Consider the following 21,874-nt stretch of genomic DNA (forward strand, 5'->3'; position numbering starts at 1 on the left):
AACAGGTGCATAATATAAAGATTTATTCTTTCACGCTAGCGATTCGCTACAGCAGAAGAACACGATAAATAATTGCTTACAGGACAGTATATGACTGCGGTGTCGAGTGTTTATGCACAGCGCTTACTATTAACCCTATTCTTGGTGTCATTCGGGATTTATCTGTTTCTGGCAACAGTAACCTATACACCTTTTGATCCGGGTTGGATGCATATTTCCAGTGATACCCAACAAGTTTCCAATGCCAGTGGGGTAGCGGGTGCTTGGATTGCGGATTTGCTGTTTGGCTTTCTGGGCTGGGCCAGTATTCTGGTGCCTTTATACTTCTTTATTGAAGCCATCCAGGTCTGGTGGCCACGCAGTTTTCTCAACCGTCCTTTCCGTTATGCTGCACAATTTTTTATTGTTTTGGCTTCTTCGAGTCTGGTATATCTCTACGGTAATTTACCGGCAGATACCTTGGAAAATGCTGCGGGTGGCATTATTGGGTATGAGTTGGGGGAAAGTCTTTCTGGATTACTGACGATTTATGGTGCCACGATATTTCTGGTCGCGTTCTGGATTTTATTGGTGACTTTGGCGTTTGGTATCCAGTGGAATAAAACCTGGGCAACGCTGAAAGCAGCTCCGGCTTATTTACAGGATCTGTTCTACCGGAATGTACCAGAAAGTGAGTCTGCCTATGACCGTACTGAATTATCGGTTAAAAAGGGGATGCCACAAAAAAATCTGAGCCCACAGACCGAAGTCGAAACCCCTGCGATACAAGAAGCTGTACCCGTCAAAACAGCCAACAAGCATGATGTAGTAGCTGCACGTCTGTTTGCTGAAATGGTAGAAAAAGAACAGCAAGCTGAGCCAGAAAACTTGCAGCCCCAATCCGTCTTGATTGATCCGGAAGATGAAGAAGAATTTGAACGGACCTTGCAAAAAGCACATCAATTAGAAAAAGAAAGCCAACGCATTATTCCGACAGGCGAAGTCTGGCGGGCTTTGCAGGAACATGATGATCCCAAAAATGAGATTGAAGCCTTACTGAAAGCTGCAGATGATGAACAGCCATTGATTTTGTCACAAGAACATCATGCGGTAGAAGAACGGTCAATATCTGAAAAAACCGTTACTGCTGACCACAAAAATGCCAAAGGTGCAGACTTCAATCTGGACTGGAATGATGATGAAATTTTTGATGAATTATTGGCTGCAGTGCCCAATAACAAAACTGTGGCTGATGTCCATACGCCATTTCAGTCCCAAACAGCTTTGTCAGAGGCATTGAACAGTTCCGCTGTTACCGCAACAGTCAATCCTGCGATTGCGGTGACCGCCAGTGCCATGACAGGTGCTACCCTCCAGCCTAAAGCTTTCTCGAATCTAGATACTGAACTCGATGCATTAGATGATTTACTGGTTGAGGAAGATGAATTGATCGAAGCACGCTCTACTGTGCTCGAATCTAAAGCTGAGCTCGTAAGAGAAAAAACTGACTTTGCGCAGGAACAGCAAAATCACTTCATTAAGCCAGAGGAAAAGGCGCCGCTGTCCAAAGAACAATTTGTTGAGGCTTGGCAAGAAACTGCAGGTAAGCCGGAAGCGGATGCATTTTCTGAACTTGAAGATGAGTTCGACTTTGATGCGCCTTTAACCGATGCCGCAGGACGCCCTTTATCTCGTGCCATGCAGGTCGCACAAAAACGCCGAGATTTACCGACTTTGCCAGGACTGGATTTGCTGGATGAGGTTGATCCAAACAAAAAAGTCAATTTCACGGCTGAACAGCTGGCACGTTTATCTGAACTGCTGGAAATTAAACTGCAAGAGTTCAATGTCAAAGCCAAGGTGATCGAGGCACAACCAGGACCAGTGGTAACACGTTTTGAGCTCGATCTTGCACCGGGTGTTAAAGCCTCTAAAGTGACCAACATTTCCCGTGACTTGGCACGTTCCATGTCGATGGCTTCGGTGCGTGTAGTCGAGGTGATTCCGGGTAAACCGTATATTGGCATTGAAGTGCCGAATAGTAGCCGCGAAATGGTGCGCTTGATTGAACTGGTTCGAACGCCAAAATTTGAGGATCCCGAGGGTATCCTTTCCATGGCTATGGGTAAGGATATTTCCGGTAATCCAGTGATTACTGAATTGGGTAAAGCCCCTCACATGCTGGTTGCAGGCACCACCGGTTCGGGTAAGTCGGTGGCGGTGAACTCTATGATTTTATCCATGTTGTTAAAATACACGCCGGATCAGTTACGTTTGATCCTGATTGACCCGAAACAGCTGGAACTGGCCAACTATAACGATATTCCACATTTGCTCACGCCTGTGGTTACGGACATGAAAGATGCCGTGAGTGCCCTGAACTGGTGTGTCAATGAAATGGAACGTCGTTATAAGCTGATGTCTTTCCTGAAAATTCGTAAAATCAGCGACTATAACCGCAAGGTAGAAGAGGCGATTGCCAATGGCGAAGATCTGATTGATCCGACCTGGAAACCGAGTGATTCAGCGACCCAAGAACGTGCACCACGCTTAACGCCATTACCTTCGATTGTGATTGTGGCCGATGAGTTTGCCGATATGATCATGCAGGTGGGCAAAAAGGCGGAAGAGATGATTACCCGTCTGGCACAAAAATCCCGTGCAGCCGGTATTCACCTGCTATTAGCGACCCAGCGTCCTTCGGTGGACGTGATTACCGGTTTGATTAAAGCCAACATTCCAACCCGTGTGGCACTGCGGGTAAACTCGAAAATTGACTCACGGACGATTCTGGATGCTGGCGGTGCAGAAGATTTACTCGGTCATGGTGACATGTTGTTCCTTGGGCCGGGTAAGATTGAGCCAGAACGTGTGCATGGGGCATTTATTGCCGATGATGAAGTGAACCGGATTTGTGATGCCTGGCGTGAACGAGCCAGTCCAAACTATGTTGATGAAATTCTCACCCCATTTGATGAAGAACCGACTTCACGTGGTTTTGAGGAGGGTGATGGTGGTTCTGAACGTGACATGTTGTATGAGCAGTGCGTGGCCTTTGTACTGGAAACCCGTAAAGCTTCGACGTCTTCGCTGCAGCGTAAATTTAGTCTGGGCTATAACCGTGCTGCCCGAATCATCGACCAGATGGAAGAAAATGGTATCGTCAGCTCGATGGGTGCCAATGGTAAACGTGACATTCTGGTTTAAATGTTAACGAAAGTCTTCAATAAAAAAGCCTGCACACGCAGGCTTTTTTATTGGGTGGATTCAGGCAAACTTGGCCAATACGTCTAGAAATGGTGCGCTTTGACGTGGGTATTCCGCAATAACGTCATGAATGCGCTGGCCTTGTGGATTCTTTGCATTGAGATCACGGCCATCTGCGATGAATTGTGTCAACAGACGCTCGTAATCACTTGGACGCATATGTTTGAAAGCATGGTAAAGCACGTGAAAATCGCCATTCACGCCTTCAGGAGGAAGTTGGTTGAGGTAGGCAAAAACACGCTCATCGGACCATTCTTCATTGAAAGTTGCTGGCTGTGATAGTGCCATGACAATCTCCTCAGTTAAAAATTCAAATTAAAAAAAGGCAAAATAACTGGCGTTATTTTGCCTTGATTCAATCTGCTTGACTAATCAGTAATGAGATTAACGTTCTTCAGGCAAATTGATATTCATTTCCAGCATTTCGATGTTGGCTTCAGAACGTACCTGCATCTGGATATGCTGTTCATCAACACCACGCACGTAGCGGTTCACTACCTGCATGATTTCTTTCTTCATTTGGTCAATCTTGTCTTGGCTTAAACGTTTGCCCAAGCCTTGTTCTGAGGCAACGATGACTTTTAAACGGTCTTTGGCAGTTTTGGCACTCGGCTGTTTATCGTCTGCACTAAAAAGTTTACTCCAGAATCCTGCCATCTCTACGCTCCAAATAGTCGTGCTAACCAGCCTTTCGGTTTCACGGTGATATGACGATAAGGACGTTCTTCACCAAGGAAACGGGCTACGAGATCATCATAAGCCTGACCAGCATTTGCTTCTTGATAAAGAATAACCGGTTTACCTTCGTTAGAGGCTTGCAATACGCTTGCGCATTCTGGAATTACGCCGAGAGTCGGGACGCGTAAAATATCCTTGGAGATGTCATCAATGGTAAGCATTTCCTGACGATCCGCACGTTCCGGGTTATAACGGGTGATGCATAAATGTTTGCGTACACGTCCTTCGTTTTGTTCTACTTTTTTGGTTTTGCTGTCCAGCATGCCAATAATCCGGTCAGAGTCACGCACCGAAGAAATTTCCGGATTCGTGACAATGATCGCTTCATCTGCATGATACATTGCCAAGATCGCACCACGTTCGATACCGGCAGGAGAGTCACAGATAATGTAGTCAAATTCTTGTGAAAGCTCATCGATTACACGTGCTACACCTTCATCGGTGAGGGCATCTTTGTCGCGTGTTTGAGATGCAGGCAAAATATAAAGATTTTCAATATCCTTATCACGGATTAATGCCTGCTGTAAGCGGGCTTCATTATTAATCACATTGACAAAATCATAAACCACGCGGCGTTCACAACCCATGATCAAATCAAGGTTACGCAAGCCTACGTCAAAATCGATCACAACAGTTTTATGGCCACGTAGGGCTAAACCTGTTGCAAAAGATGCACTTGTTGTAGTTTTACCCACACCACCTTTGCCTGATGTTACGACAACAATTTTGGCCACCGAATCCACTCCTGTTATGGTCATTCACCCTTCATTTCGGGTTGTTATGGTGTTTAATTTATACCTTAAATTTCCAGAGCTTCAAATTCAAGCTCTTGGTTATTATTCAAATAAATATGTACAGGTTTTTTGCTCATATGCTGCGGGATGTCATCCGCAACGCAATAGGTTCCTGCAATAGATACCAATTCTGCTTCTAGTGAATGGCAGAAAATCCGTGCGGTGGTATTGCCGCCCGCGCCGGCGATGACTCTACCACGAACACTGCCATAAATATGTATATTTCCTGAAGCGATCACTTCCGAGCCACTGTTGATGCCTGCATTGATAATAATATCGCCGTGGTCTTGTACCAGGCATTGGCCGGTACGCAAAATTTCGTTGTGATAGGCACTGCTGTGACGCAGGATTTTTGCCGGTTCTGCTGTTTCCGTCGCAGCTTCAACCGGTGTTTCTACAATCTGTTCCTGGGTCGGCTTAATCCGCTGTAAAGGACGATCAGCTGGTAGAACCGGGAACTGAATGGCGCGCGCCTGGTCACCTAACAGACCATCAATCACAGCCATGGGTTGCAAATCCAGACTAATCAATAACTGGATCAGGGCAATTAACTCTTGTTCGACGGTGCTGTCTAAAATGACCAGTGCACCTTGATACGCGCTTTCATGTAATAGGGAGGTCAGTTGCTGGCGGATTGCGTCATGATCATTGGTATCAAAGGTTAACCGGGTGAAATTCACCATTCGCCCGGTAATCCGTATGTCAGCCATAATTATTCCTTGAGCGCTTCAGACGGAATTGATGGAATGTCGAAGCAAATGTTGTAAATAGAGCAAATCCTAGACCAAATCGGTGCAATTCTCTAGTTGCACGATCAAATATTTTTTAGTAAATGTTTATTCTTTCCCTTGGTCATGTTTTTCTAAAGTTTCCAGCCACTGTTTGACTTTGACCTGTTTATGCAGGGCGTCCAGACTTTCAAAAACTGCCGATTCTACCAGTTGTTCCAGGGCTGCGTTTTCAATGTTGAGTTGGCTGATATTTTCTGCAATCTCCCGATAAATTGGATTTGGTTGCTCAGCATTCCCCGAAGTCCAGGGTTGTATGAGCCCCAAACTGATATTTTCGCCCAGACGCTGTCCAATGCTCTGGATCTGCTGCTCAATACGCCCACCAACCAGCGGAATCAGGCGGAGTAGCTGGGTCAGTTCCGGCGTATCTTCAATGGCTTGGTTTACCACCAGTCCTACATTTTTAGCAATGTGCTGTTGCTGCTGTTGGAGTTGTGTGGCCAAGGTTTCTTGTAGAATTTCAACCAGTGCATTGGCGAACAACTGACGGTGATGATCGACCAGATCGTGGATAATCTGTTTATGTGTGGTACTGGTGCTAAGTTCGCGTTTGATGCCTTCCAGCACGGTCAGGACGATACGGCTGGACAATTCTTCCAGCATGACATGATAGTAAAATTGCACGCGTTTGGAGAACCATTCTGGAATGACCTGATAGCCGAGTTCACTAAGCCGGTAAGCAATGACACTGGCGCGTAACAGACGCAAGAAACGCAGTTCCGGCATAATCGCCAGGATTTCATACCAGTGCACAAAAGGGAAAAAGAACCAGCGTGGATGGTGCTGCCGAATGATTGCGGTCAACCAGCGCAGCAATAACTCAACAATTAGATAACCGGTAAACCATTCTTCAGTTTTGATTACCCAAGGGTGCAGTTCACTGCGGTAAAACTGCAGGGCTTCAGGCAGATGCAGAAAGGTAAAAATGGAGGCACCGAAATCACTCATCAGCATGGCATTGGCTGCCAGACAGAACAGGTTAATGACGATGAGCAGCATCATGAACATGTCATAAATTAAAAACAGCTTCCAGGACCAAGTATCATGACGGATCGGGTGGAAACTGTTTTTAATCGGGTTGAGTGACATAAGCGCCTTAAATCGGTGAAATTTAGAAAAATTAGCTGTTTTGATACTTGCGCTTCATCTCATCGATGAGCTGATCTTTTTCACGCCAGACCTGGTCCAGCCATGCCTGAAAACGCTGGCGATATTCAGGATCATCCTCATAATTGCCGCCATGCACCCAGTCAGGAATCTCGATTTTGCGCATATGCACCGCAATCCGTGAAACCTCACCCAGCCAGAAATGATGATATTCCGGAATGCCATCAGGATAAACGATGGTCATGTCGACAAGCGCATCAATCTGGTCACCTAAAATGTTCAATGCCAGCGCCAGTCCACCGGCTTTGGGTTTGAGCAAGTGTTGATACGGAGATTGCTGCTGCTCATGTTTTTGCTGGGTAAAACGTGTGCCTTCGAGATAATTCAGTAGCGTAAAGGGTTGACTGAGCAACTGTTCACAAGCTTTACGTGCTTCAGCCAGATCACGGGTTTTGAGTTCCGGATTTTTCGCAATCTGTTCCTTGCTATGACGTTTCATCATCGGGAAACCGAGAATTTTGAATGCCTGACCAACAAATGGAATGAAAATGAGTTCCCATTTGGTAAAGAAACGGGTCAGGGGCATACGACGTAGACCGAAATATTGATTCACGGTGGTATCGACCCAGCTTTGGTGATTGCAGACCATCAAATAGCGACCCTGCAAGCTCAGCTGTAAATCGGGCTCAATTTCAATATCCCAGTGCAGATGCGGCAACACACGATCAATCAGCCAATTGTTCACACTGAGCCAGCTGTTGGTAATTTGGATGTTGGTTTGATCCACTTTACGTGATTTTTTGATGAGCTTGGTCAAGCCCAGTGCCAGAACAGGAGGGCCATGTAGAAAGGTACTGCCGGTAATGACCGAACCTACAGTGAGGCCTCGTTTGATTTTTTGTAATAATGGTTGTTTCTGTGGATGAGATGGCATACAACAATCCTGCTGGATAATTCGGTCTGTAAACGAATGTGATCAAATATAGCCAGAGTTTCACCGAGAAGAAAGCCAAAAAGTTGACTGTGAAGGAATTATGGTGAAACAGCTCACACTCATGAAAATTCTTATTACAAATTGTAACTAAATGCTTTATTGTTAACAAAAAATCAATGGTCTAGCGCCATTTTTTCTTTCATCATCCCTCATGTAAACAACAAACACAATGTAAGGAGGCATGCAATGCGTGCACTAGTCATTTCAACAGTAGTCGGGGCGTTGGCACTTTCTGGTTGCCAGAATATGGAATATGACAAAACTGCAATGGGTGCCGGCTTAGGTGCTTTATTAGGTGCGGGTATCGCATATTCTAATGCTGACAAAGATAAAATGGGTCAAGCTGCTGCGATCGGTGCTGTTGTAGGCGCGGGTGCGGGTTTGTTACTTGACAAGAAAGAAAAACGTTTACGTGAAGAATTGGCAGGTACTGGTGTTGACGTTAACCGTAATGCAGACGGTTCGATCAACATGGTCATGCCATCTGTGACTTTCGCAACAGACTCTTCTGCGATTCAACCACGCTTCCAATCTGCATTGAATGATGTAGCGCGTGTATTACGTGAAGATGGCACAGCAAGCAAATTAGCGTTGGTGATCCATGGTCATACAGATAGCGTAGGTTCTGATAGCTATAACCAGGCGTTGTCTGAGCGTCGTGCAAACTCTGTCTTGAGCTATTTGGCTTCTCAGGGTCTTCCTTCTTCTCGTATGACTGCGCGTGGTTATGGTGAAACTTCTCCAGTGGCAAGCAATGATACTGCTGCAGGCCGTGAGCAAAACCGCCGTGTAGAAATTACTGTTTATGAAACTCGCTAATCCGAGTGACTAAAATAAAAAACCACCTTCGGGTGGTTTTTTATTTTTTGCAAATGCTTACTTTTCGGCTTTAGTTCATCTTCAAGACAAGACTATAATCTCTGCCGAAATGCAGCCGAGGTAGAGATATGTCATCCGCAAGTCAACTGAATGACAAGCAACTTGAAGCCATGAAATATACTCAAGGACCCTTGTTAGTTTTGGCGGGTGCCGGTTCAGGTAAAACCTCGGTGATTACCCGGAAAATTGCCTATCTGGTGCAGCACTGCCGTATTCCTGCACATCGTATTACCGCGATGACCTTTACCAACAAGGCCGCACGCGAAATGAAAGAGCGTGTGTCAAAGCTGTTGTCACGTGAAGAAGCCAAGGGCCTATCCGTTTCTACTTTCCATACTTTTGGCCTGAATCTGTTGCGTTTAGAGCTGAAGAACACGCCGTTAAAAGCCAATTTTTCGATTCTGGATGCGGATGATTGTAAACGGATCTTGATGGATCTGATGCATCGCGACAATCTTTCGGGTGCAGAAAGTAAAGATCTGATCGCTAAAGCGATGAAAAAAATTTCCGACTGGAAAAATGATCTAATTCCACCGGAACAGGCACATTCGACCTGTGAGACGCCAGAAGATGTGCAAATGGCCCATCTGTATCAACTGTATGAACGCAATTTGCGTGCTTACAATGCGGTGGATTTCGATGATCTGATTGTCATGCCAACCCGTCTGTTACAGGAAAATGCCGAAGTACGGGATAAATGGCAGAACCGGGTACGTTATTTATTGGTCGACGAATATCAGGATACCAACACGGCGCAATATATTTTAGTCAAATTGCTGGTCGGGGTCATGGGGCAGTTCACTGCTGTGGGCGATGATGACCAGTCCATCTACGCTTGGCGTGGTGCCAAGCCTGAAAATATGGCCTTGCTGAAACAAGACTTTCCGAACCTGAAAGTCATCAAGCTGGAGCAGAATTACCGTTCCACCAGCCGGATTCTGAAATCTGCCAATGCCGTGATTGCCAATAACCCGCATATTTTTGAAAAGACGTTGTGGAGTGACAAAGGCCATGGCGAACTGATTCGTGTTATTACCTGCCGTAATGATGATGATGAAGCCGAACGGGTAGTGAAAGACCTGCTCACCCATAAGTTGATGAACGGTAAAAACTGGAAAGACTACGCGGTGCTGTATCGTGGTAATTTCCAGGCAAGGGTGCTGGAAACCCAGTTACGCCAGATGCAGATTCCCTACAAACTCTCTGGTGGACAATCCTTCTTTGCCCGGGCTGAAATTAAGGACGTGATGAGCTATTTACGTCTGATTATTAATCCGGAAGATGACAGTGCTTTCCTGCGCATTATCAATACACCAAAACGCGCGATTGGTCCGGTCACGCTAGAAAAACTCGGATTGTTCTCACAGGAAAATAATCTGTCTTTATTGATGGCATCTAGTGACCAGCGCCTGTCCATGGTATTGCCGAAGAAAGCGGCAACGCAGTTGCACGAATTTGCTGACTTTATTGGTAACTTTACCCGTGAACTGTTGGATGATGATGAACCTGTACCGAAAATTCGCCAGATGATGATGGAAGCAGGTTATATCGATTACATCCGAGAACAGGCCGCGACACCGGCACAGGAAAAAACCAAGCTGGATAATATCGAAACCTTATATGCCAGTATCCAGAGCCTGATTAACCGGGCAGAGGATGTCGATGAAAAAAATATTGAAATCGTAATTCGCAAAATGGTGCTGCTTGACATGCTCGAACAGCAGCAGGAAGAAGAAGATACCGATAAAGTGAATCTGCTGACGCTGCATGCGGCAAAAGGACTAGAATTTCCTTTCGTTTATATCATGGGCTTGGAAGAAGAGCTGTTACCGCACAAGAACTCGATTGCTGCCGAAACGATTGAGGAAGAACGCCGTCTGATGTATGTCGGAATTACCCGAGCACGTCAGGGGTTGACACTCACCTTGGCAGAGCAGCGCAAAAATGGTGGACAGATGAAACAGATGACACCAAGTCGTTTTCTGGATGAGCTGCCGCAAGACGAGATCGAATGGCTGGGGCGTAAAAAGAAACTGGCGGCCAATGTTGATCCAAAAGAACAGGCACAGATGTATCTGCAAAATCTGAAAGCCTTACTCAAACGTTAAAATATCCTCTCCCTTGAAATTAACAGGAAAAATTATGAAAGTTCAGTTGAAAGTACTCGATCCGCGTTTGGGCAATGAATGGCCATTACCGACCTATGCCACCGCAGGTTCTGCTGGGCTGGACTTACGTGCCTGTTTAGACGAAGCGATTCAGATTGAGCCGGGACAAACCATTTTAGTCAAAACCGGTATGGCGATTTATATTGAAGATGTGAATTATGCGGGACTGATTTTGCCACGTTCGGGTTTGGGTCATAAACACGGCATCGTATTGGGTAACCTGGTTGGCTTGATTGACTCGGATTATCAGGGTGAATTGATGGTGTCCGTGTGGAACCGAGGTCAACAGCCGTTTTGTCTAGAGCCGGGTGAGCGTTTGGCACAATACGTTCTGGTTCCGGTTATTCAGGCAGAGTTTGAGCAGGTGGATGAATTCGTTGCAACCGAACGTGGTGCGGGCGGTTTCGGTCATACTGGTAAAAACTAAGTCTCACTACGCTAATGAAAGCCTGTTTCGACAGGCTTCATTTCATTCTATGCTTGAATAATATGAAAAAATGGATTAAAAAGTAGCCGGATTTTTAGATGACAAAAACATTACTTGTTTATTACAAAATTTTTCAAGTATCATGATTTCCTTCGAGTAGGCTTTCTTTTCAAGATCTAAAAGAATAGCCATGGATGTACATACCTCATGTTTCCATTTTACATTTTCCGCGCTTACGATATTCGTGGAAAGATTTCTGTTCTGACTCCCGAATTGGTTCAAGCGATTGCTCAAGGTTTGGTACAACAATATCAGCAAGCCGGGCAAACTGAACTGGTCATTGGCTATGATGCCCGTCTCAGCAGTCCCTTTTATGCCCAGTTAATTGCACAAGTCTGCCGTAATCATGGTTTGGCGGTAACTGAACTCGGCTGCTGCTCAAGTCCTTTAATGTATTACATAGCGCGGGATTTTTCCGGCAATGGCATTATGGTCACCGCCAGTCATAACACAAAATCTGACAATGGAATCAAATGGATTATTCAGGGTGAACCCCCATCTCCAGAAATGATCCAACACGTGGCACAGCAGGCGATGAAAGCCTATCAACCTGCACAAAAAATCCCCTTGCAATTGCTTCAGAATGAAGTCAAAAGTCAATATTGTCTGCAATACCAACAGGCATTATTACAGGACATCCAGCTAAAACGCAGTTTTAAAGTCGTCCTAGACGGATTGCATGGCTCTGCGGGGCATTGTGCTCAATTTATTCTCAATAAACTAGGCTGTGAGGTGATTGCCTTGCGCTGTGAGGCAAACGGTGAATTTCCAGATCATGCACCGGATCCTTCACAAGCTTCCCATCTGGAAAAACTACGTCATGCCATCCGGGAACATCAAGCTGATTTAGGCATTGCCTTGGATGGTGATGGTGACCGTTTAGTACTGGTGGATGAAAATGCCCACATTATTACTGCAGACCGCTTACTGTCATTTTTTGCCAAAATCTGTTTGGATGCTCATCCCCAGCATGAAATCGTATTTGATGTGAAGTGCTCCAGCATGGTTCGTGAGACCGTAGAAAAATCGGGTGGCCAAGCCAAAATGATCCGCACTGGGAGCAGCTTTTTACGCACATACCTGTCGCAATCTCAAGGTCATGCCATTTTTGGTGGGGAATATGCCGGGCATTATGTATTTAATGACGGACGCGGTTTTGGTTATGATGATGGCCTGTATGCTGCACTGCGGGCAATGGAATATTTGAGCCAGTTTCCACAGATGAGTCTATCGCAGTTGTTGCAGGATTTCCCGGATCGTTGCGCAACAGAAGACACTTATGTCAGTACCTATCAGATGAATCCGAAACAGCTGTTGCAGGATATTGAGATTTCCAGTCAGTGTTTAGGGGCCCAGTTGAGTAAAATCGATGGGGTAAGGCTTGATTTTGATGGTGGTTTTGGCATTATTCGAGCCTCGAATACCGGTGAATACTTTACCGTACGTTTTGATGCGGATAATCCGCTCAAACTGGCTGAAATCCGTAATCAGTTTGTGTCCATGTTACGTGATCGATATCCCAACATCGCCCAAGATATTTTAAATGCTCAATAAGGAGAGGTGCATGCCACATCAACAGACCGGCCTCGACAAAGCGCAAATTCTGACTGAAGCTTTGCCGTACATTCAACGTTTTGCAGGTAAAACGTTGGTGGTGAAATACGGTGGCAATGCAATGACTGACCCGGAGCTGGAAAGTTCATTTGCCCGTGACATCGTGCTTTTAAAAACAGTCGGTTTGAACCCGATTGTTGTGCATGGTGGCGGACCACAAGTCGATTCATTCCTGAAACAGTTGGGGCGTGAATCTGATCGGATTGATGGTATGCGTGTCACGGATCCGGCGACCATGGAAGTGGTGGAAATGGTCTTGGGTGGCAGCGTGAACAAGTCGATTGTGAACTTGATCAACCAGCATGGTGGCCGTGCGATTGGCTTAACCGGTAAAGATGGTAATCTACTTCGTGCACGTAAACTGTTGATGAAAAAACAGGCTGAAGACGGTACAGAACAACAGATTGACCTAGGTTTGGTCGGCGAAGTTGTTGGCGTGAAGACGGATGTGCTGGAAATGTTTACCCAAAGCGATTTTATTCCAGTGATTGCTCCACTTGGTGTTGATGATGAAGGCAATACCTATAACATCAATGCGGATTTGGTGGCGGGTAAAGTAGCCGAAGCCTTAGGCGCAGAAAAACTTATCCTGTTGACCAATATTGCCGGTGTATTGGATGAAAACAAGAATCTCTTGACGGGTTTAACCACACAAGAAGTCGACCGTTTAATTGAAACAGGTGTGATTTATGGTGGCATGATTCCTAAAGTTGGCTGTGCCTTGGATGCAGTTAAAGGGGGAGTCGTGAGTGCCCATATCGTGGATGGCCGTGTTCCGCATGCAACCTTGTTGGAAATCTTTACTGATCACGGTGTAGGTACCCTCATTACCAACCGTGGTAAACGCTAATCATCAGCAATAAAAAAGCCTCCTTGTGAGGCTTTTTTATTGCTGTAATTTTAGTCACTTAATTGTCATCAACTTCGCCTAGTTTATAGCGATGACTTGTAGAGGATGTCATCGATGTTAGCCAAGTTGAACCCGTCACAACAAAATTTTGATGTGTCATTTCCCACAGGAATTACTGCGCCAAAAACAGAATATTTATTTGAATGGGTGGACTCACTCAAAGTCTTACAAGAAGTACAACGCTTTCGTGCTCAACAATTTTCTGAGCAATTTGGGGTCAATTTCCCGCAGCAATTGGATCAGGATCTTTATGATTTTGGTTGTGAACATGCTGTGTTACGCAATAAAGAGACCCGTGAAATTATTGCGTATACCCGCTTAAAAATGTTTCAAGGGCACGAATTGGCACAAAGTTATAGTGCACAAGAATTTCAAGTGTTCCCACAGTTATCCCATTTGGACAATGTGGTGGAAATGGGCCGGGTCTGTGTACATTCGCGTTACCGTTCGAGTAAAGCACTTTCTACTTTGTGGCTGAATCTAATTCCGAAAGTCTTGTGGGGAATGCGTGCAAAATATCTGATCGGTTGTGTAAGTATCCGCTGGGAAGGGAATCAGTCACGTGCTTACCATACCCATCAGTATCTACAGCAATTAGATCCTGCAAGAACAGTCGACATCCAGCCATTACAGGCATTTGAACCTCGCCTCAACGATACGATTTTGGCTCAGGATGAGAAAATTCCAAAACTGTTTGATGTGTATTTAGAGATGCAGGCCAAATTGTCTAAACAGGCCTATTTAGATCAGCAGTTCAATTGTCTGGACTATTTCGTGCTGCTTGAAGTCAAAAAAATGGCACGTAACTTTATGCTGCAACAGAAGGCGGGTTAAGCTGCATCATCGGTCAGGTTCGATAATCTGATTTGCAAGGCGAAATCGACTGATGCACAATAAACACTTAATTTTATCAGGTGTTTCTGAAGTCTATGTGCCAGTTACTCGGAATGAATTGTGCGACCCCCACGGATATTACCTTTTCTTTCCGAGGGTTTTCACAGCGGGCAGGGATTACCTCAGATCATTGTGATGGTTTCGGCATCGCATTTTTTGAGGATAAAGCCTGCCGTCTGTTTGTCGATAACCAGTCGGCTGTTGAATCACCGATCGCTGAACTAATCCGTAACTATCCGATCAAATCTCGCAACGTGATTGCACATATCCGCAAGGCGACCCAGGGAAAAATCAATTTGGAAAATTCTCATCCTTTTATGCGCGAGTTATGGGGGCGTCACTGGATTTTTGCACATAACGGTGATTTACATGATTTTCAGCCTGCTTTAACTGGACGTTTTATGCCGGTGGGGAATACTGACAGTGAGCGTGCTTTTTGTTATTTGCTGGATCAGTTGGTGGAACGTTTTGGTTATGTCGAACCGGCACTGGATGAGATTTTTGCAGTGTTGGCTGAGGTTTCTCCACAAATTGCAGAGCATGGGACCTTTAATTTTTGTCTATCCAATGGACAGGCGCTGTTTAGTTATGCCACCACCAAACTGCACTGGCTGGTACGTGAATATCCTTTCAAGCCGGCACGTTTGATTGATCTGGATGTGGAAGTCGATTTTAGTCAGGTGACGACGGCGGCAGACCGTGTAGCAGTCATTACCACCGATCCCTTAACGCAAAACGAAGTTTGGACTGCGTATGTTCCAGGGCAGATGATTCTATTCCAACAGGGGCAGCCGATTAAGAGCATGCAAACGCGAGTGGAGCGTTTGGTGCGTGAAGCAGAAAATCCTGCCCTAAAACGGATCACACCTGCTGATCAATATTAATGTGATGGATTTCTCATATTAATCCTTTGTTTTTACTTGGTTTTATGTTTTTAAAGTCTTAAATTTAAAGCGAAATAATTATCATTTTGGCTAAAAAATATCTTATCTTTTTAATCTGAATTAATATATTTTTTATATTTAAAACATGAACTTGCAACAAATTGGTGCGCTTTATGGCTAAACCCAACTGATTTGCTTGTTTTTTATTTGCGAAAATTAAATATAAGATGCTTTTCAAGTGATAAATAATGTATGCCACAGGTGGTCGTATGATGATGAAATGGGATCCAGAATATAATACTGGCATCGATGTGATTGACGATCAGCACAAACGAATCTTGGATTATATCAACGAAATCGATGGTATTGCTGCGAATACGGATCGCGCGCGTATCAAGCAGATCCTGGATAACATTATTGACTATACTCAGTCGCATTTCACTTTCGAAGAAAGTCTGCAGGAAGAAGCAGGTTACAAGTACCGTGTACCGCACAAACGCGTACATGACTTGTTTATTAAAAAAATTGAATCTTATCGTGACCGCTTTGAATCAGGGCATTCGATTGAAGCCGAGTTACATGAAGTTTTATCGAAATGGTTAATTAACCATATCCAGCACGATGATGCGGATTATGTTGGCGCTGTAAAAGAAAATATGATGGGTATCATTAAAGAGAAAGAAAAGAAAAGAGGGAAAAACTGGTTTGCTCGTTTCTTCTCATAATAAAAAATTAAACGACAGAATAAATGAGCATCGAAAATTAAAATAACCAATCGATAAATTAGCGCAGCAAATCATCCTCAGGATGGTTTGCTTTTTTCTTTGTAAACTTTGATTTTCATTGATGACAAAGGCAAAATAGCCAAAGACTTTTTCAAGGTATACGTCATGCAGGACAATTCTATGTCGCGATGGTTAGCGCCGCTGATGGCATTTTGTTTATCATTTCTAATGATTGCCACATTGGCACCTCTAGTGGGGATTCAGACAGAACGTCAAATTGATTTCTGGCTCCTCTGGTTGGCCAGTATGCTAATTTTGGCCTTACCGCTGGCTTATCTTGAAATTGCCTTGGTAAAACGTGCCAAGATTTCGGCCTTACAGGCTTTATCTTCCCTGACCCGAGATGCTGACGCTTCAGCACGATGGCGTTTGGCGGGTTGGTTGGCTGCGCTGTTTATTCCTTTCTTTGCTGGAGGAATGCTTGCCCACAGTAGTGACCTTTTGTTGTCACAGCAAAACTTGGGGGTAAACAGTACTGTAATTATCGCTGCTGCGGCTGTCTTGGCGTTGATCTTGTCATTGTTGGCTCGTCCTATTTTACTGGGCTTAGCAGCGCTAGGGGTATTGGCATCACTGATTACTGCGAATGTCATGGGTGATACAGCAAGCAACTGGCAGATGACTGCAATTCAATCAAAAGAGTTACTCTACGCGGCTGTCTTGGCTTTGGTTGCAACCGGTTTGGGCTTGGGGATGTATGGACAAACCAGTCTGCCGCAAGTTAAAAATCGTGATGAAGCCAGTAAGACCGTCTTGCCGATCTGGATTGCTCAGCTGATTGCCGTATTGGCTTTTGCCTTTTTCTCGGTCAAGCTGGCTGTTCCTGCCATAACATTGCTCATCAGTGCCATCGCTGTCAGTGCGGTAATGTTGCAAATGGCGCGTGAGCAATTGGCCCATCGTCAGTTAGCCGTTCCAGTCCAATGGTTGTTGGTGGTTATCCCAATGCTGCTCTGGGCTGTTCCTGCAATAAGCGTGGTGTTGAATCCTATCCTGATCATTTGGGGGCTGGTGATTGCCCTCATTTACGCGATTTTTGTGGGTTGGGTGATGAAGATCAGCCATTTGCGTAAAGCGCTGAATTTTAGCAATGAACTGTTTTATAACCTATGGCGTATTGCGGTTCGTATCATCTTGCCGTTGACGATTATTTTATCGCTTATTGCTTTTATTGGATCTTTGCTATGAGCGAGCCACAGCAAGTCTGGGTGGCTTACGCAACCGCAACGCAGCAATTTCATATTGCTGTGCCTTATGTACCGGGGATGACAGCAGGCGACGCGATCCGGCAAAGTGCGATTGAGCAGCAGGTCGTTTTACCTCAACCTTTACAGCTCGGGATCTTTGGCGTCAAAGTTGAAAATGCAGATCATGTGTTACAGGCGGGTGATCGGGTCGAGATTTATCGTGCATTAATCATTCAACCACAAGATATCCGGCGTAAACGTGCTGCAAAAAATCCGGTGGGACGCTATCAGAAAGGTAATCGCTTTAAACAATCGAAATGATATAAAAAACCCCTCATTGAGGGGTTTCTTTTTAATTTAAACGGTCTATAGTGGTGGCGCATTTAGGATCGCCTCTTTTGAAGGCGGCAAACCTGGTTGTGTTTCTGGGATCGTTTCTAAACCTTCAATTTTTGTCACGATACCTGATTCATTAAAATAGATTTTTAAATGTTGACCATATGCAGCCGGAATCTTGGCTTTTTTAGCATAAGTTCCTGGAATATAGTGATAGATGTAGTCCCAGCGTAGTGGATTCATCGGATCGGTAACGGTCGGGCTTCCGAGTAAAAAGCGGACTTGTTGATGCGTCATGCCAACTTGAATTTTGGCTGCTTGCGCCTGTGTGAGGGGAGTTCCTTGTGGAATATCGACTTTATATACCCCTAATGTCGAACAGCCGGCGAGCAGTGAAGTGACCAATAACGTCAACATGATTTTTTGCATTTTGCTACACTATCCCAATTAATTATGATGCATTCGATCCGAGGATAAATCATACTGCATCTAAACTCTGTTGCATATTCCAACTTAACATTTGTTGAGAGACCTTTTTTCATGCCTATTTCAAATCAAGATTTACGTAAAGCTGGTTTAAAAGTTACCTTACCACGGATCAAGATATTGGAATTATTAGAAAATTCAAGACAACATCATTTGAGCGCGGAAGATATTTATAAAACATTATTGGAACAGGGTGAAGATGTTGGTCTCGCAACCGTATATCGTGTGTTAACACAGTTTGAAGCAGCAGGCATTATCCAGCGTCATCATTTTGAAAATAACCATTCAGTTTTTGAAATCATGCAGGAAGATCACCACGATCATTTGGTCTGCCAGAACTGTAACAAAGTCATTGAATTTACAAATGATGTGATTGAACATGAACAGCACGCCGTGGCGGAAAAACATGGTTTTGCATTGACGGGTCATTCTTTAAATCTGTATGGCTATTGTGACAGCGTAGAGTGTCAGGATGCTTTTCGTAAGAAGTAAGATTCACATAAATCTGACAAATAAAAAAAGAAGCTTTAAAGCTTCTTTTTTTGATCTGGATAAATCTTAATGGTTATCAAACGTGATATTGCGGCTTGCATTCAATAACTGGTCACCACCTTCTTCGATCAACTTGATTTGTAGACGTAGATCGTTTGGTGCATCGGCATGTTTTAATGCTTCTTTATAATTGATGATACCCGCACGATAGAGATCAAACAGTGCCTGGTCGAAGGTCTGCATGCCCAGTTCACGTGAACGTTTCATCAGGTCTTTGATGTTGTGAATTTCACCCTTACGGATGTAATCAGCCAGAAGGGGGGTATTGATCAGCAGTTCAATGGCAGCACGACGGGATTTTCCATCAACGGTCGGAATCAGTTGCTGTGCCACAATCGCTTTCAGGTTGAGTGACAAGTCCATATACAGTTGGCTATGGCGGTCAGCATCAAAGAAGTGAATAATCCGGTCTAGCGCCTGGTTGGCATTGTTGGCGTGCAGCGTTGCCAAAACCAAGTGACCGGTTTCTGCAAAGGCAATCGCATAGTCCATGGTTTCACGGGAACGAATCTCACCGATCAGAATGACATCTGGCGCCTGACGTAGGGTATTTTTCAGAGCCACTTCAAATGAATCGGTATCAATTCCAACTTCACGTTGGGTAATAATACAGCCCGCGTGTTCATGTACGAACTCGATCGGGTCTTCAATTGTGATGATATGACCTTTGGAATTGTGGTTACGATAACCAATCATCGAGGCCAGTGACGTTGATTTACCCGTACCGGTTGCACCGACAAAGATAATAATGCCACGTTTGGTCATGGCGAGATCTTTAAGAATCGGTGGTAAATTCAGGTCTTCCATACTTGGAATTTTGGTTTCAATACGACGTAACACCATGCCAGGTAAATCACGCTGCTGAAAGGCGCTGACACGGAAGCGTGCACTTTTCTCGCGGTTGGTAATCGCAAAGTTACATTCACGTGTCTGCTGAAATTCAAGACGCTGTTTGTCTGACATGATCGAATGTAGAAGTTGGCCTACAATCTCCCCAGTCAATTTGGTTTTGGAGACCGGTACAATTTGCCCGTTGATTTTCATAGAGGGTTCAACGTCGGCGGTAATAAATAAGTCTGAAGCTTTTTGTTGTATCATTAAGTTCAGTAAATCATTAAAGTCCATGATTTCCCCCTCATTAATCCTTAAAAAAATTATAAAAATGATTCTGGTTGTTTTGCCGCGGTACGTGCCACTTGCGGACTGATCACGCCTTTTGCCACCAGTGATTTAAGTGTCTGATCCAGTGTGGTCATACCGTAGTTGGCCCCAGTTTGAATGGCAGAATACATCTGGGCCACTTTGTTTTCACGAATCAGGTTACGGATCGCAGGAATCCCAATCATGATTTCATGTGCTGCCACACGGCCACCCCCATTCTTTTTCAATAGGGTTTGTGAAATTACAGCTTGTAAGGATTCAGACAGCATGGCACGAACCATGTCTTTTTCTTCTGCCGGGAAAACGTCAATGATACGGTCAATGGTTTTAGCCGCAGAGGTAGTATGTAGTGTACCAAACACCAAGTGACCGGTTTCCGCAGCGGTTAAGGCCAAACGGATGGTTTCGAGGTCACGCATCTCACCCACGAGAATAATATCAGGGTCTTCACGCAGTGCTGAACGCAGTGCTTCATTAAAGCCATGCGTATCGCGATGCACTTCACGCTGGTTGACCAGACATTTCTTGGATTGGTGTACAAATTCGATCGGATCTTCAATAGTCAGGATATGGTCATAACGATGTTCGTTGATATAGTCGATTATGGCCGCAAGCGTGGTAGATTTACCTGAACCTGTTGGCCCTGTCACTAACACGATACCACGTGGATATTCCGCGATTTCCTTGAAAATTTGCCCCATACCTAAATCTTCCATCGTCAAAACTTTCGATGGAATGGTACGGAATACGGCGCCTGCACCACGGTTCTGGTTAAAGGCGTTCACACGGAAACGTGCAACTCCTGGCACTTCAAAAGAAAAGTCGGTTTCTAGGCGTTCTTCATAGTCACGACGCTGTTTATCATTCATGATATCGTAAACAAGACGGTGAACTTCTTTGTGTTCTAGGGCAGGTAAGTTAATGCGACGAACTTCGCCATCCACACGAATCATCGGTGGCATACCTGCGGAAAGGTGTAAATCTGATGCGCCATTTTTCGCAGAGAAGGCTAAGAGTTCTGTAATATCCATGAGGTCCCCAGAATAATCAAAGTACGTAATTATTTTGTAGAATAATACGGCTTTCCCCACGCTTAACCAACAGTTGTCTGTTGAGAAAGTAAAAAAAGATCAATGAAATGAGAATCATGTCAATGAATCCAGTTGAGCAAGCCAGAAATCAGGTTCTGGCACAAATCCAGCAAGCCTGTCAGCAGTGCCAGCGTGATCCTGCGACGGTGCATTTACTTGCAGTTTCCAAAACCCATCCGAGTGATGCCCTGCGCGCAATGTATGCTACCGGGCAACGTGCTTTTGGTGAAAACTATCTGCAAGAAGCACTGGACAAGATGGCTGCGTTACAGGATTTACAGATAGAGTGGCATTTTATTGGTCATGTGCAGCGTAATAAAACCAAGCATTTAGCTGAACAGTTTGCCTGGGTGCATGGTGTGGATCGTCTGATCATTGCCGAGCGTTTATCTAATCAGCGTGAAGCCAGCCAGCCACCTTTGAATATCTGTATTCAGGTCAATATTGATGGGCAAGAAACGAAAGATGGTTGTACACTGCAAGAAGTCCCAGAACTGGTCCGGCAGATCAGCCAGTTGCCACATTTACGTTTACGTGGCTTGATGGTGATTCCAAAGCCGGGCAATACTGCTGCATTTAGTGATGCCAAGACTTTGTTTGATCAGGTGAAAGTTGAACATGCCCAACCGCAAGATTGGGATACCTTAAGCATGGGAATGTCTGCCGATATGGCAGAGGCAATTGCTGCAGGCTCGACCATGGTTCGTGTCGGAACCGCACTGTTTGGCGCGCGTGATTATTCAGTAAAAGCTTGAAAGTAAAACCAGCTG

General features: G+C 44.8%; 22 protein-coding genes. 13 read left to right on the forward strand and 9 right to left on the reverse strand.

Annotated elements, in window-relative coordinates:
* The first annotated feature begins 90 nt into the window (after window positions 1-90).
* Complete coding sequence (locus tag PGW99_RS02810) at window positions 91-3,186, forward strand: DNA translocase FtsK (RefSeq protein ID WP_273778586.1); 3,096 nt, start codon at window positions 91-93, stop codon at window positions 3,184-3,186.
* 60 nt (window positions 3,187-3,246) lie between these two features.
* Here the strand turns inward: PGW99_RS02810 and PGW99_RS02815 are convergent, their stop codons facing one another.
* The 6 genes from PGW99_RS02815 to PGW99_RS02840 all read right to left on the reverse strand — a co-directional run bounded on the left by PGW99_RS02815 (window position 3,247) and on the right by PGW99_RS02840 (window position 7,610).
* Window positions 3,247-3,534 carry a PA4642 family protein gene (locus PGW99_RS02815; RefSeq protein ID WP_273778587.1) on the reverse strand — a complete coding sequence of 96 codons (288 nt, stop codon included), beginning with the start codon at window positions 3,532-3,534 and terminating at the stop codon, window positions 3,247-3,249.
* Window positions 3,535-3,630: 96 nt separating this feature from the next.
* On the reverse strand, window positions 3,631-3,903 hold the full coding sequence (minE, locus tag PGW99_RS02820) for a cell division topological specificity factor MinE (RefSeq protein ID WP_273778588.1): 273 nt from the start codon (window positions 3,901-3,903) through the stop codon (window positions 3,631-3,633).
* Between the two features lie 2 nt (window positions 3,904-3,905).
* Window positions 3,906-4,718, reverse strand: a complete 813-nt coding sequence (gene minD, locus PGW99_RS02825) for a septum site-determining protein MinD (protein WP_273778589.1) — start codon at window positions 4,716-4,718, stop codon at window positions 3,906-3,908.
* A 65-nt stretch (window positions 4,719-4,783) separates the two neighbouring features.
* The gene (gene minC, locus PGW99_RS02830; protein WP_273778590.1) at window positions 4,784-5,488 is read right to left on the reverse strand and encodes a septum site-determining protein MinC; all 705 of its coding nucleotides are present in this window, start codon (window positions 5,486-5,488) and stop codon (window positions 4,784-4,786) included.
* A 126-nt stretch (window positions 5,489-5,614) separates the two neighbouring features.
* The gene (locus tag PGW99_RS02835; RefSeq protein WP_273778591.1) at window positions 5,615-6,658 is read right to left on the reverse strand and encodes a preprotein translocase subunit SecA; all 1,044 of its coding nucleotides are present in this window, start codon (window positions 6,656-6,658) and stop codon (window positions 5,615-5,617) included.
* Window positions 6,659-6,689: 31 nt separating this feature from the next.
* Window positions 6,690-7,610: an acyltransferase gene (locus PGW99_RS02840; protein ID WP_273778592.1), complete on the reverse strand. Its 921-nt coding sequence runs from the start codon at window positions 7,608-7,610 to the stop codon at window positions 6,690-6,692.
* Window positions 7,611-7,856: 246 nt separating this feature from the next.
* Between PGW99_RS02840 and PGW99_RS02845 the strand changes: the two genes are divergently transcribed.
* The 10 genes from PGW99_RS02845 to PGW99_RS02890 all read left to right on the forward strand — a co-directional run bounded on the left by PGW99_RS02845 (window position 7,857) and on the right by PGW99_RS02890 (window position 17,799).
* Window positions 7,857-8,489 carry an OmpA family protein gene (locus PGW99_RS02845; RefSeq protein ID WP_273778593.1) on the forward strand — a complete coding sequence of 211 codons (633 nt, stop codon included), beginning with the start codon at window positions 7,857-7,859 and terminating at the stop codon, window positions 8,487-8,489.
* Window positions 8,490-8,617: 128 nt separating this feature from the next.
* Entirely contained in the window at window positions 8,618-10,657 is a 2,040-nt protein-coding gene (locus PGW99_RS02850; protein ID WP_273778594.1) for a UvrD-helicase domain-containing protein, read from the forward strand.
* A 34-nt stretch (window positions 10,658-10,691) separates the two neighbouring features.
* On the forward strand, window positions 10,692-11,144 hold the full coding sequence (gene dut / locus PGW99_RS02855; RefSeq protein WP_273778595.1) for a dUTP diphosphatase: 453 nt from the start codon (window positions 10,692-10,694) through the stop codon (window positions 11,142-11,144).
* Between the two features lie 207 nt (window positions 11,145-11,351).
* On the forward strand, window positions 11,352-12,758 hold the full coding sequence (locus PGW99_RS02860; protein WP_273778596.1) for a phosphomannomutase/phosphoglucomutase: 1,407 nt from the start codon (window positions 11,352-11,354) through the stop codon (window positions 12,756-12,758).
* Window positions 12,759-12,768: 10 nt separating this feature from the next.
* Window positions 12,769-13,668: an acetylglutamate kinase gene (argB, locus tag PGW99_RS02865; protein WP_273778597.1), complete on the forward strand. Its 900-nt coding sequence runs from the start codon at window positions 12,769-12,771 to the stop codon at window positions 13,666-13,668.
* A gap of 114 nt (window positions 13,669-13,782) precedes the next feature.
* Window positions 13,783-14,562: a GNAT family N-acetyltransferase gene (locus PGW99_RS02870; RefSeq protein ID WP_273778598.1), complete on the forward strand. Its 780-nt coding sequence runs from the start codon at window positions 13,783-13,785 to the stop codon at window positions 14,560-14,562.
* Window positions 14,563-14,657: 95 nt separating this feature from the next.
* Window positions 14,658-15,506: a class II glutamine amidotransferase gene (locus tag PGW99_RS02875; protein ID WP_273779412.1), complete on the forward strand. Its 849-nt coding sequence runs from the start codon at window positions 14,658-14,660 to the stop codon at window positions 15,504-15,506.
* 269 nt (window positions 15,507-15,775) lie between these two features.
* On the forward strand, window positions 15,776-16,231 hold the full coding sequence (locus PGW99_RS02880) for a bacteriohemerythrin (protein ID WP_273778600.1): 456 nt from the start codon (window positions 15,776-15,778) through the stop codon (window positions 16,229-16,231).
* A gap of 165 nt (window positions 16,232-16,396) precedes the next feature.
* Window positions 16,397-17,479, forward strand: coding sequence for a hypothetical protein (locus PGW99_RS02885; protein ID WP_273778601.1), 1,083 nt, complete (start codon window positions 16,397-16,399; stop codon window positions 17,477-17,479).
* A complete protein-coding gene (locus PGW99_RS02890) occupies window positions 17,476-17,799 on the forward strand; it encodes an RnfH family protein (RefSeq protein WP_273778602.1) in 324 nt (107 codons plus the stop codon). Before PGW99_RS02885 ends, PGW99_RS02890 begins: the two co-directional genes overlap by 4 nt.
* 45 nt (window positions 17,800-17,844) lie before the next feature.
* Here PGW99_RS02890 and PGW99_RS02895 read toward each other — a convergent pair whose 3' ends face one another.
* Complete coding sequence (locus PGW99_RS02895) at window positions 17,845-18,243, reverse strand: outer membrane protein assembly factor BamE (protein WP_273778603.1); 399 nt, start codon at window positions 18,241-18,243, stop codon at window positions 17,845-17,847.
* Window positions 18,244-18,354: 111 nt separating this feature from the next.
* On the opposite strand from PGW99_RS02895, the gene fur reads away from it, so the two are divergent.
* Complete coding sequence (gene fur, locus PGW99_RS02900; RefSeq protein ID WP_273778604.1) at window positions 18,355-18,792, forward strand: ferric iron uptake transcriptional regulator; 438 nt, start codon at window positions 18,355-18,357, stop codon at window positions 18,790-18,792.
* 66 nt (window positions 18,793-18,858) lie between these two features.
* Here fur and PGW99_RS02905 read toward each other — a convergent pair whose 3' ends face one another.
* Complete coding sequence (locus PGW99_RS02905; RefSeq protein ID WP_273778605.1) at window positions 18,859-19,977, reverse strand: PilT/PilU family type 4a pilus ATPase; 1,119 nt, start codon at window positions 19,975-19,977, stop codon at window positions 18,859-18,861.
* 29 nt (window positions 19,978-20,006) lie between these two features.
* Window positions 20,007-21,044, reverse strand: coding sequence for a type IV pilus twitching motility protein PilT (locus PGW99_RS02910; RefSeq protein ID WP_273778606.1), 1,038 nt, complete (start codon window positions 21,042-21,044; stop codon window positions 20,007-20,009).
* A gap of 122 nt (window positions 21,045-21,166) precedes the next feature.
* Between PGW99_RS02910 and PGW99_RS02915 the strand changes: the two genes are divergently transcribed.
* The gene (locus PGW99_RS02915; protein ID WP_273779413.1) at window positions 21,167-21,859 is read left to right on the forward strand and encodes a YggS family pyridoxal phosphate-dependent enzyme; all 693 of its coding nucleotides are present in this window, start codon (window positions 21,167-21,169) and stop codon (window positions 21,857-21,859) included.
* The last annotated feature ends 15 nt before the right edge of the window (window positions 21,860-21,874 follow it).

This window comes from Acinetobacter sp. GSS19, from assembly GCF_028621895.1.
Classification (GTDB): Bacteria; Pseudomonadota; Gammaproteobacteria; order Pseudomonadales; family Moraxellaceae; genus Acinetobacter.

What these genes read in the sequence shown, in the direction of transcription:
- PGW99_RS02850 (WP_273778594.1), top strand. Translation starts at nt 8,618, where the DNA reads ATGTCATCCGCAAGTCAACTGAATGACAAGCAACTTGAAGCCATGAAA.
- PGW99_RS02845 (WP_273778593.1), top strand. Translation starts at nt 7,857, where the DNA reads ATGCGTGCACTAGTCATTTCAACAGTAGTCGGGGCGTTGGCACTTTCT.
- PGW99_RS02895 (WP_273778603.1), bottom strand. Translation starts at nt 18,243, where the DNA reads ATGCAAAAAATCATGTTGACGTTATTGGTCACTTCACTGCTCGCCGGC.
- PGW99_RS02810 (WP_273778586.1), top strand. Translation starts at nt 91, where the DNA reads ATGACTGCGGTGTCGAGTGTTTATGCACAGCGCTTACTATTAACCCTA.
- PGW99_RS02890 (WP_273778602.1), top strand. Translation starts at nt 17,476, where the DNA reads ATGAGCGAGCCACAGCAAGTCTGGGTGGCTTACGCAACCGCAACGCAG.
- fur (WP_273778604.1), top strand. Translation starts at nt 18,355, where the DNA reads ATGCCTATTTCAAATCAAGATTTACGTAAAGCTGGTTTAAAAGTTACC.
- PGW99_RS02870 (WP_273778598.1), top strand. Translation starts at nt 13,783, where the DNA reads ATGTTAGCCAAGTTGAACCCGTCACAACAAAATTTTGATGTGTCATTT.
- argB (WP_273778597.1), top strand. Translation starts at nt 12,769, where the DNA reads ATGCCACATCAACAGACCGGCCTCGACAAAGCGCAAATTCTGACTGAA.
- PGW99_RS02880 (WP_273778600.1), top strand. Translation starts at nt 15,776, where the DNA reads ATGATGATGAAATGGGATCCAGAATATAATACTGGCATCGATGTGATT.
- PGW99_RS02875 (WP_273779412.1), top strand. Translation starts at nt 14,658, where the DNA reads ATGTGCCAGTTACTCGGAATGAATTGTGCGACCCCCACGGATATTACC.
- PGW99_RS02835 (WP_273778591.1), bottom strand. Translation starts at nt 6,658, where the DNA reads ATGTCACTCAACCCGATTAAAAACAGTTTCCACCCGATCCGTCATGAT.
- PGW99_RS02815 (WP_273778587.1), bottom strand. Translation starts at nt 3,534, where the DNA reads ATGGCACTATCACAGCCAGCAACTTTCAATGAAGAATGGTCCGATGAG.
- dut (WP_273778595.1), top strand. Translation starts at nt 10,692, where the DNA reads ATGAAAGTTCAGTTGAAAGTACTCGATCCGCGTTTGGGCAATGAATGG.
- PGW99_RS02885 (WP_273778601.1), top strand. Translation starts at nt 16,397, where the DNA reads ATGCAGGACAATTCTATGTCGCGATGGTTAGCGCCGCTGATGGCATTT.
- PGW99_RS02910 (WP_273778606.1), bottom strand. Translation starts at nt 21,044, where the DNA reads ATGGATATTACAGAACTCTTAGCCTTCTCTGCGAAAAATGGCGCATCA.
- PGW99_RS02860 (WP_273778596.1), top strand. Translation starts at nt 11,352, where the DNA reads ATGTTTCCATTTTACATTTTCCGCGCTTACGATATTCGTGGAAAGATT.
- PGW99_RS02840 (WP_273778592.1), bottom strand. Translation starts at nt 7,610, where the DNA reads ATGCCATCTCATCCACAGAAACAACCATTATTACAAAAAATCAAACGA.
- PGW99_RS02915 (WP_273779413.1), top strand. Translation starts at nt 21,167, where the DNA reads ATGAATCCAGTTGAGCAAGCCAGAAATCAGGTTCTGGCACAAATCCAG.
- PGW99_RS02905 (WP_273778605.1), bottom strand. Translation starts at nt 19,977, where the DNA reads ATGGACTTTAATGATTTACTGAACTTAATGATACAACAAAAAGCTTCA.
- minC (WP_273778590.1), bottom strand. Translation starts at nt 5,488, where the DNA reads ATGGCTGACATACGGATTACCGGGCGAATGGTGAATTTCACCCGGTTA.
- minE (WP_273778588.1), bottom strand. Translation starts at nt 3,903, where the DNA reads ATGGCAGGATTCTGGAGTAAACTTTTTAGTGCAGACGATAAACAGCCG.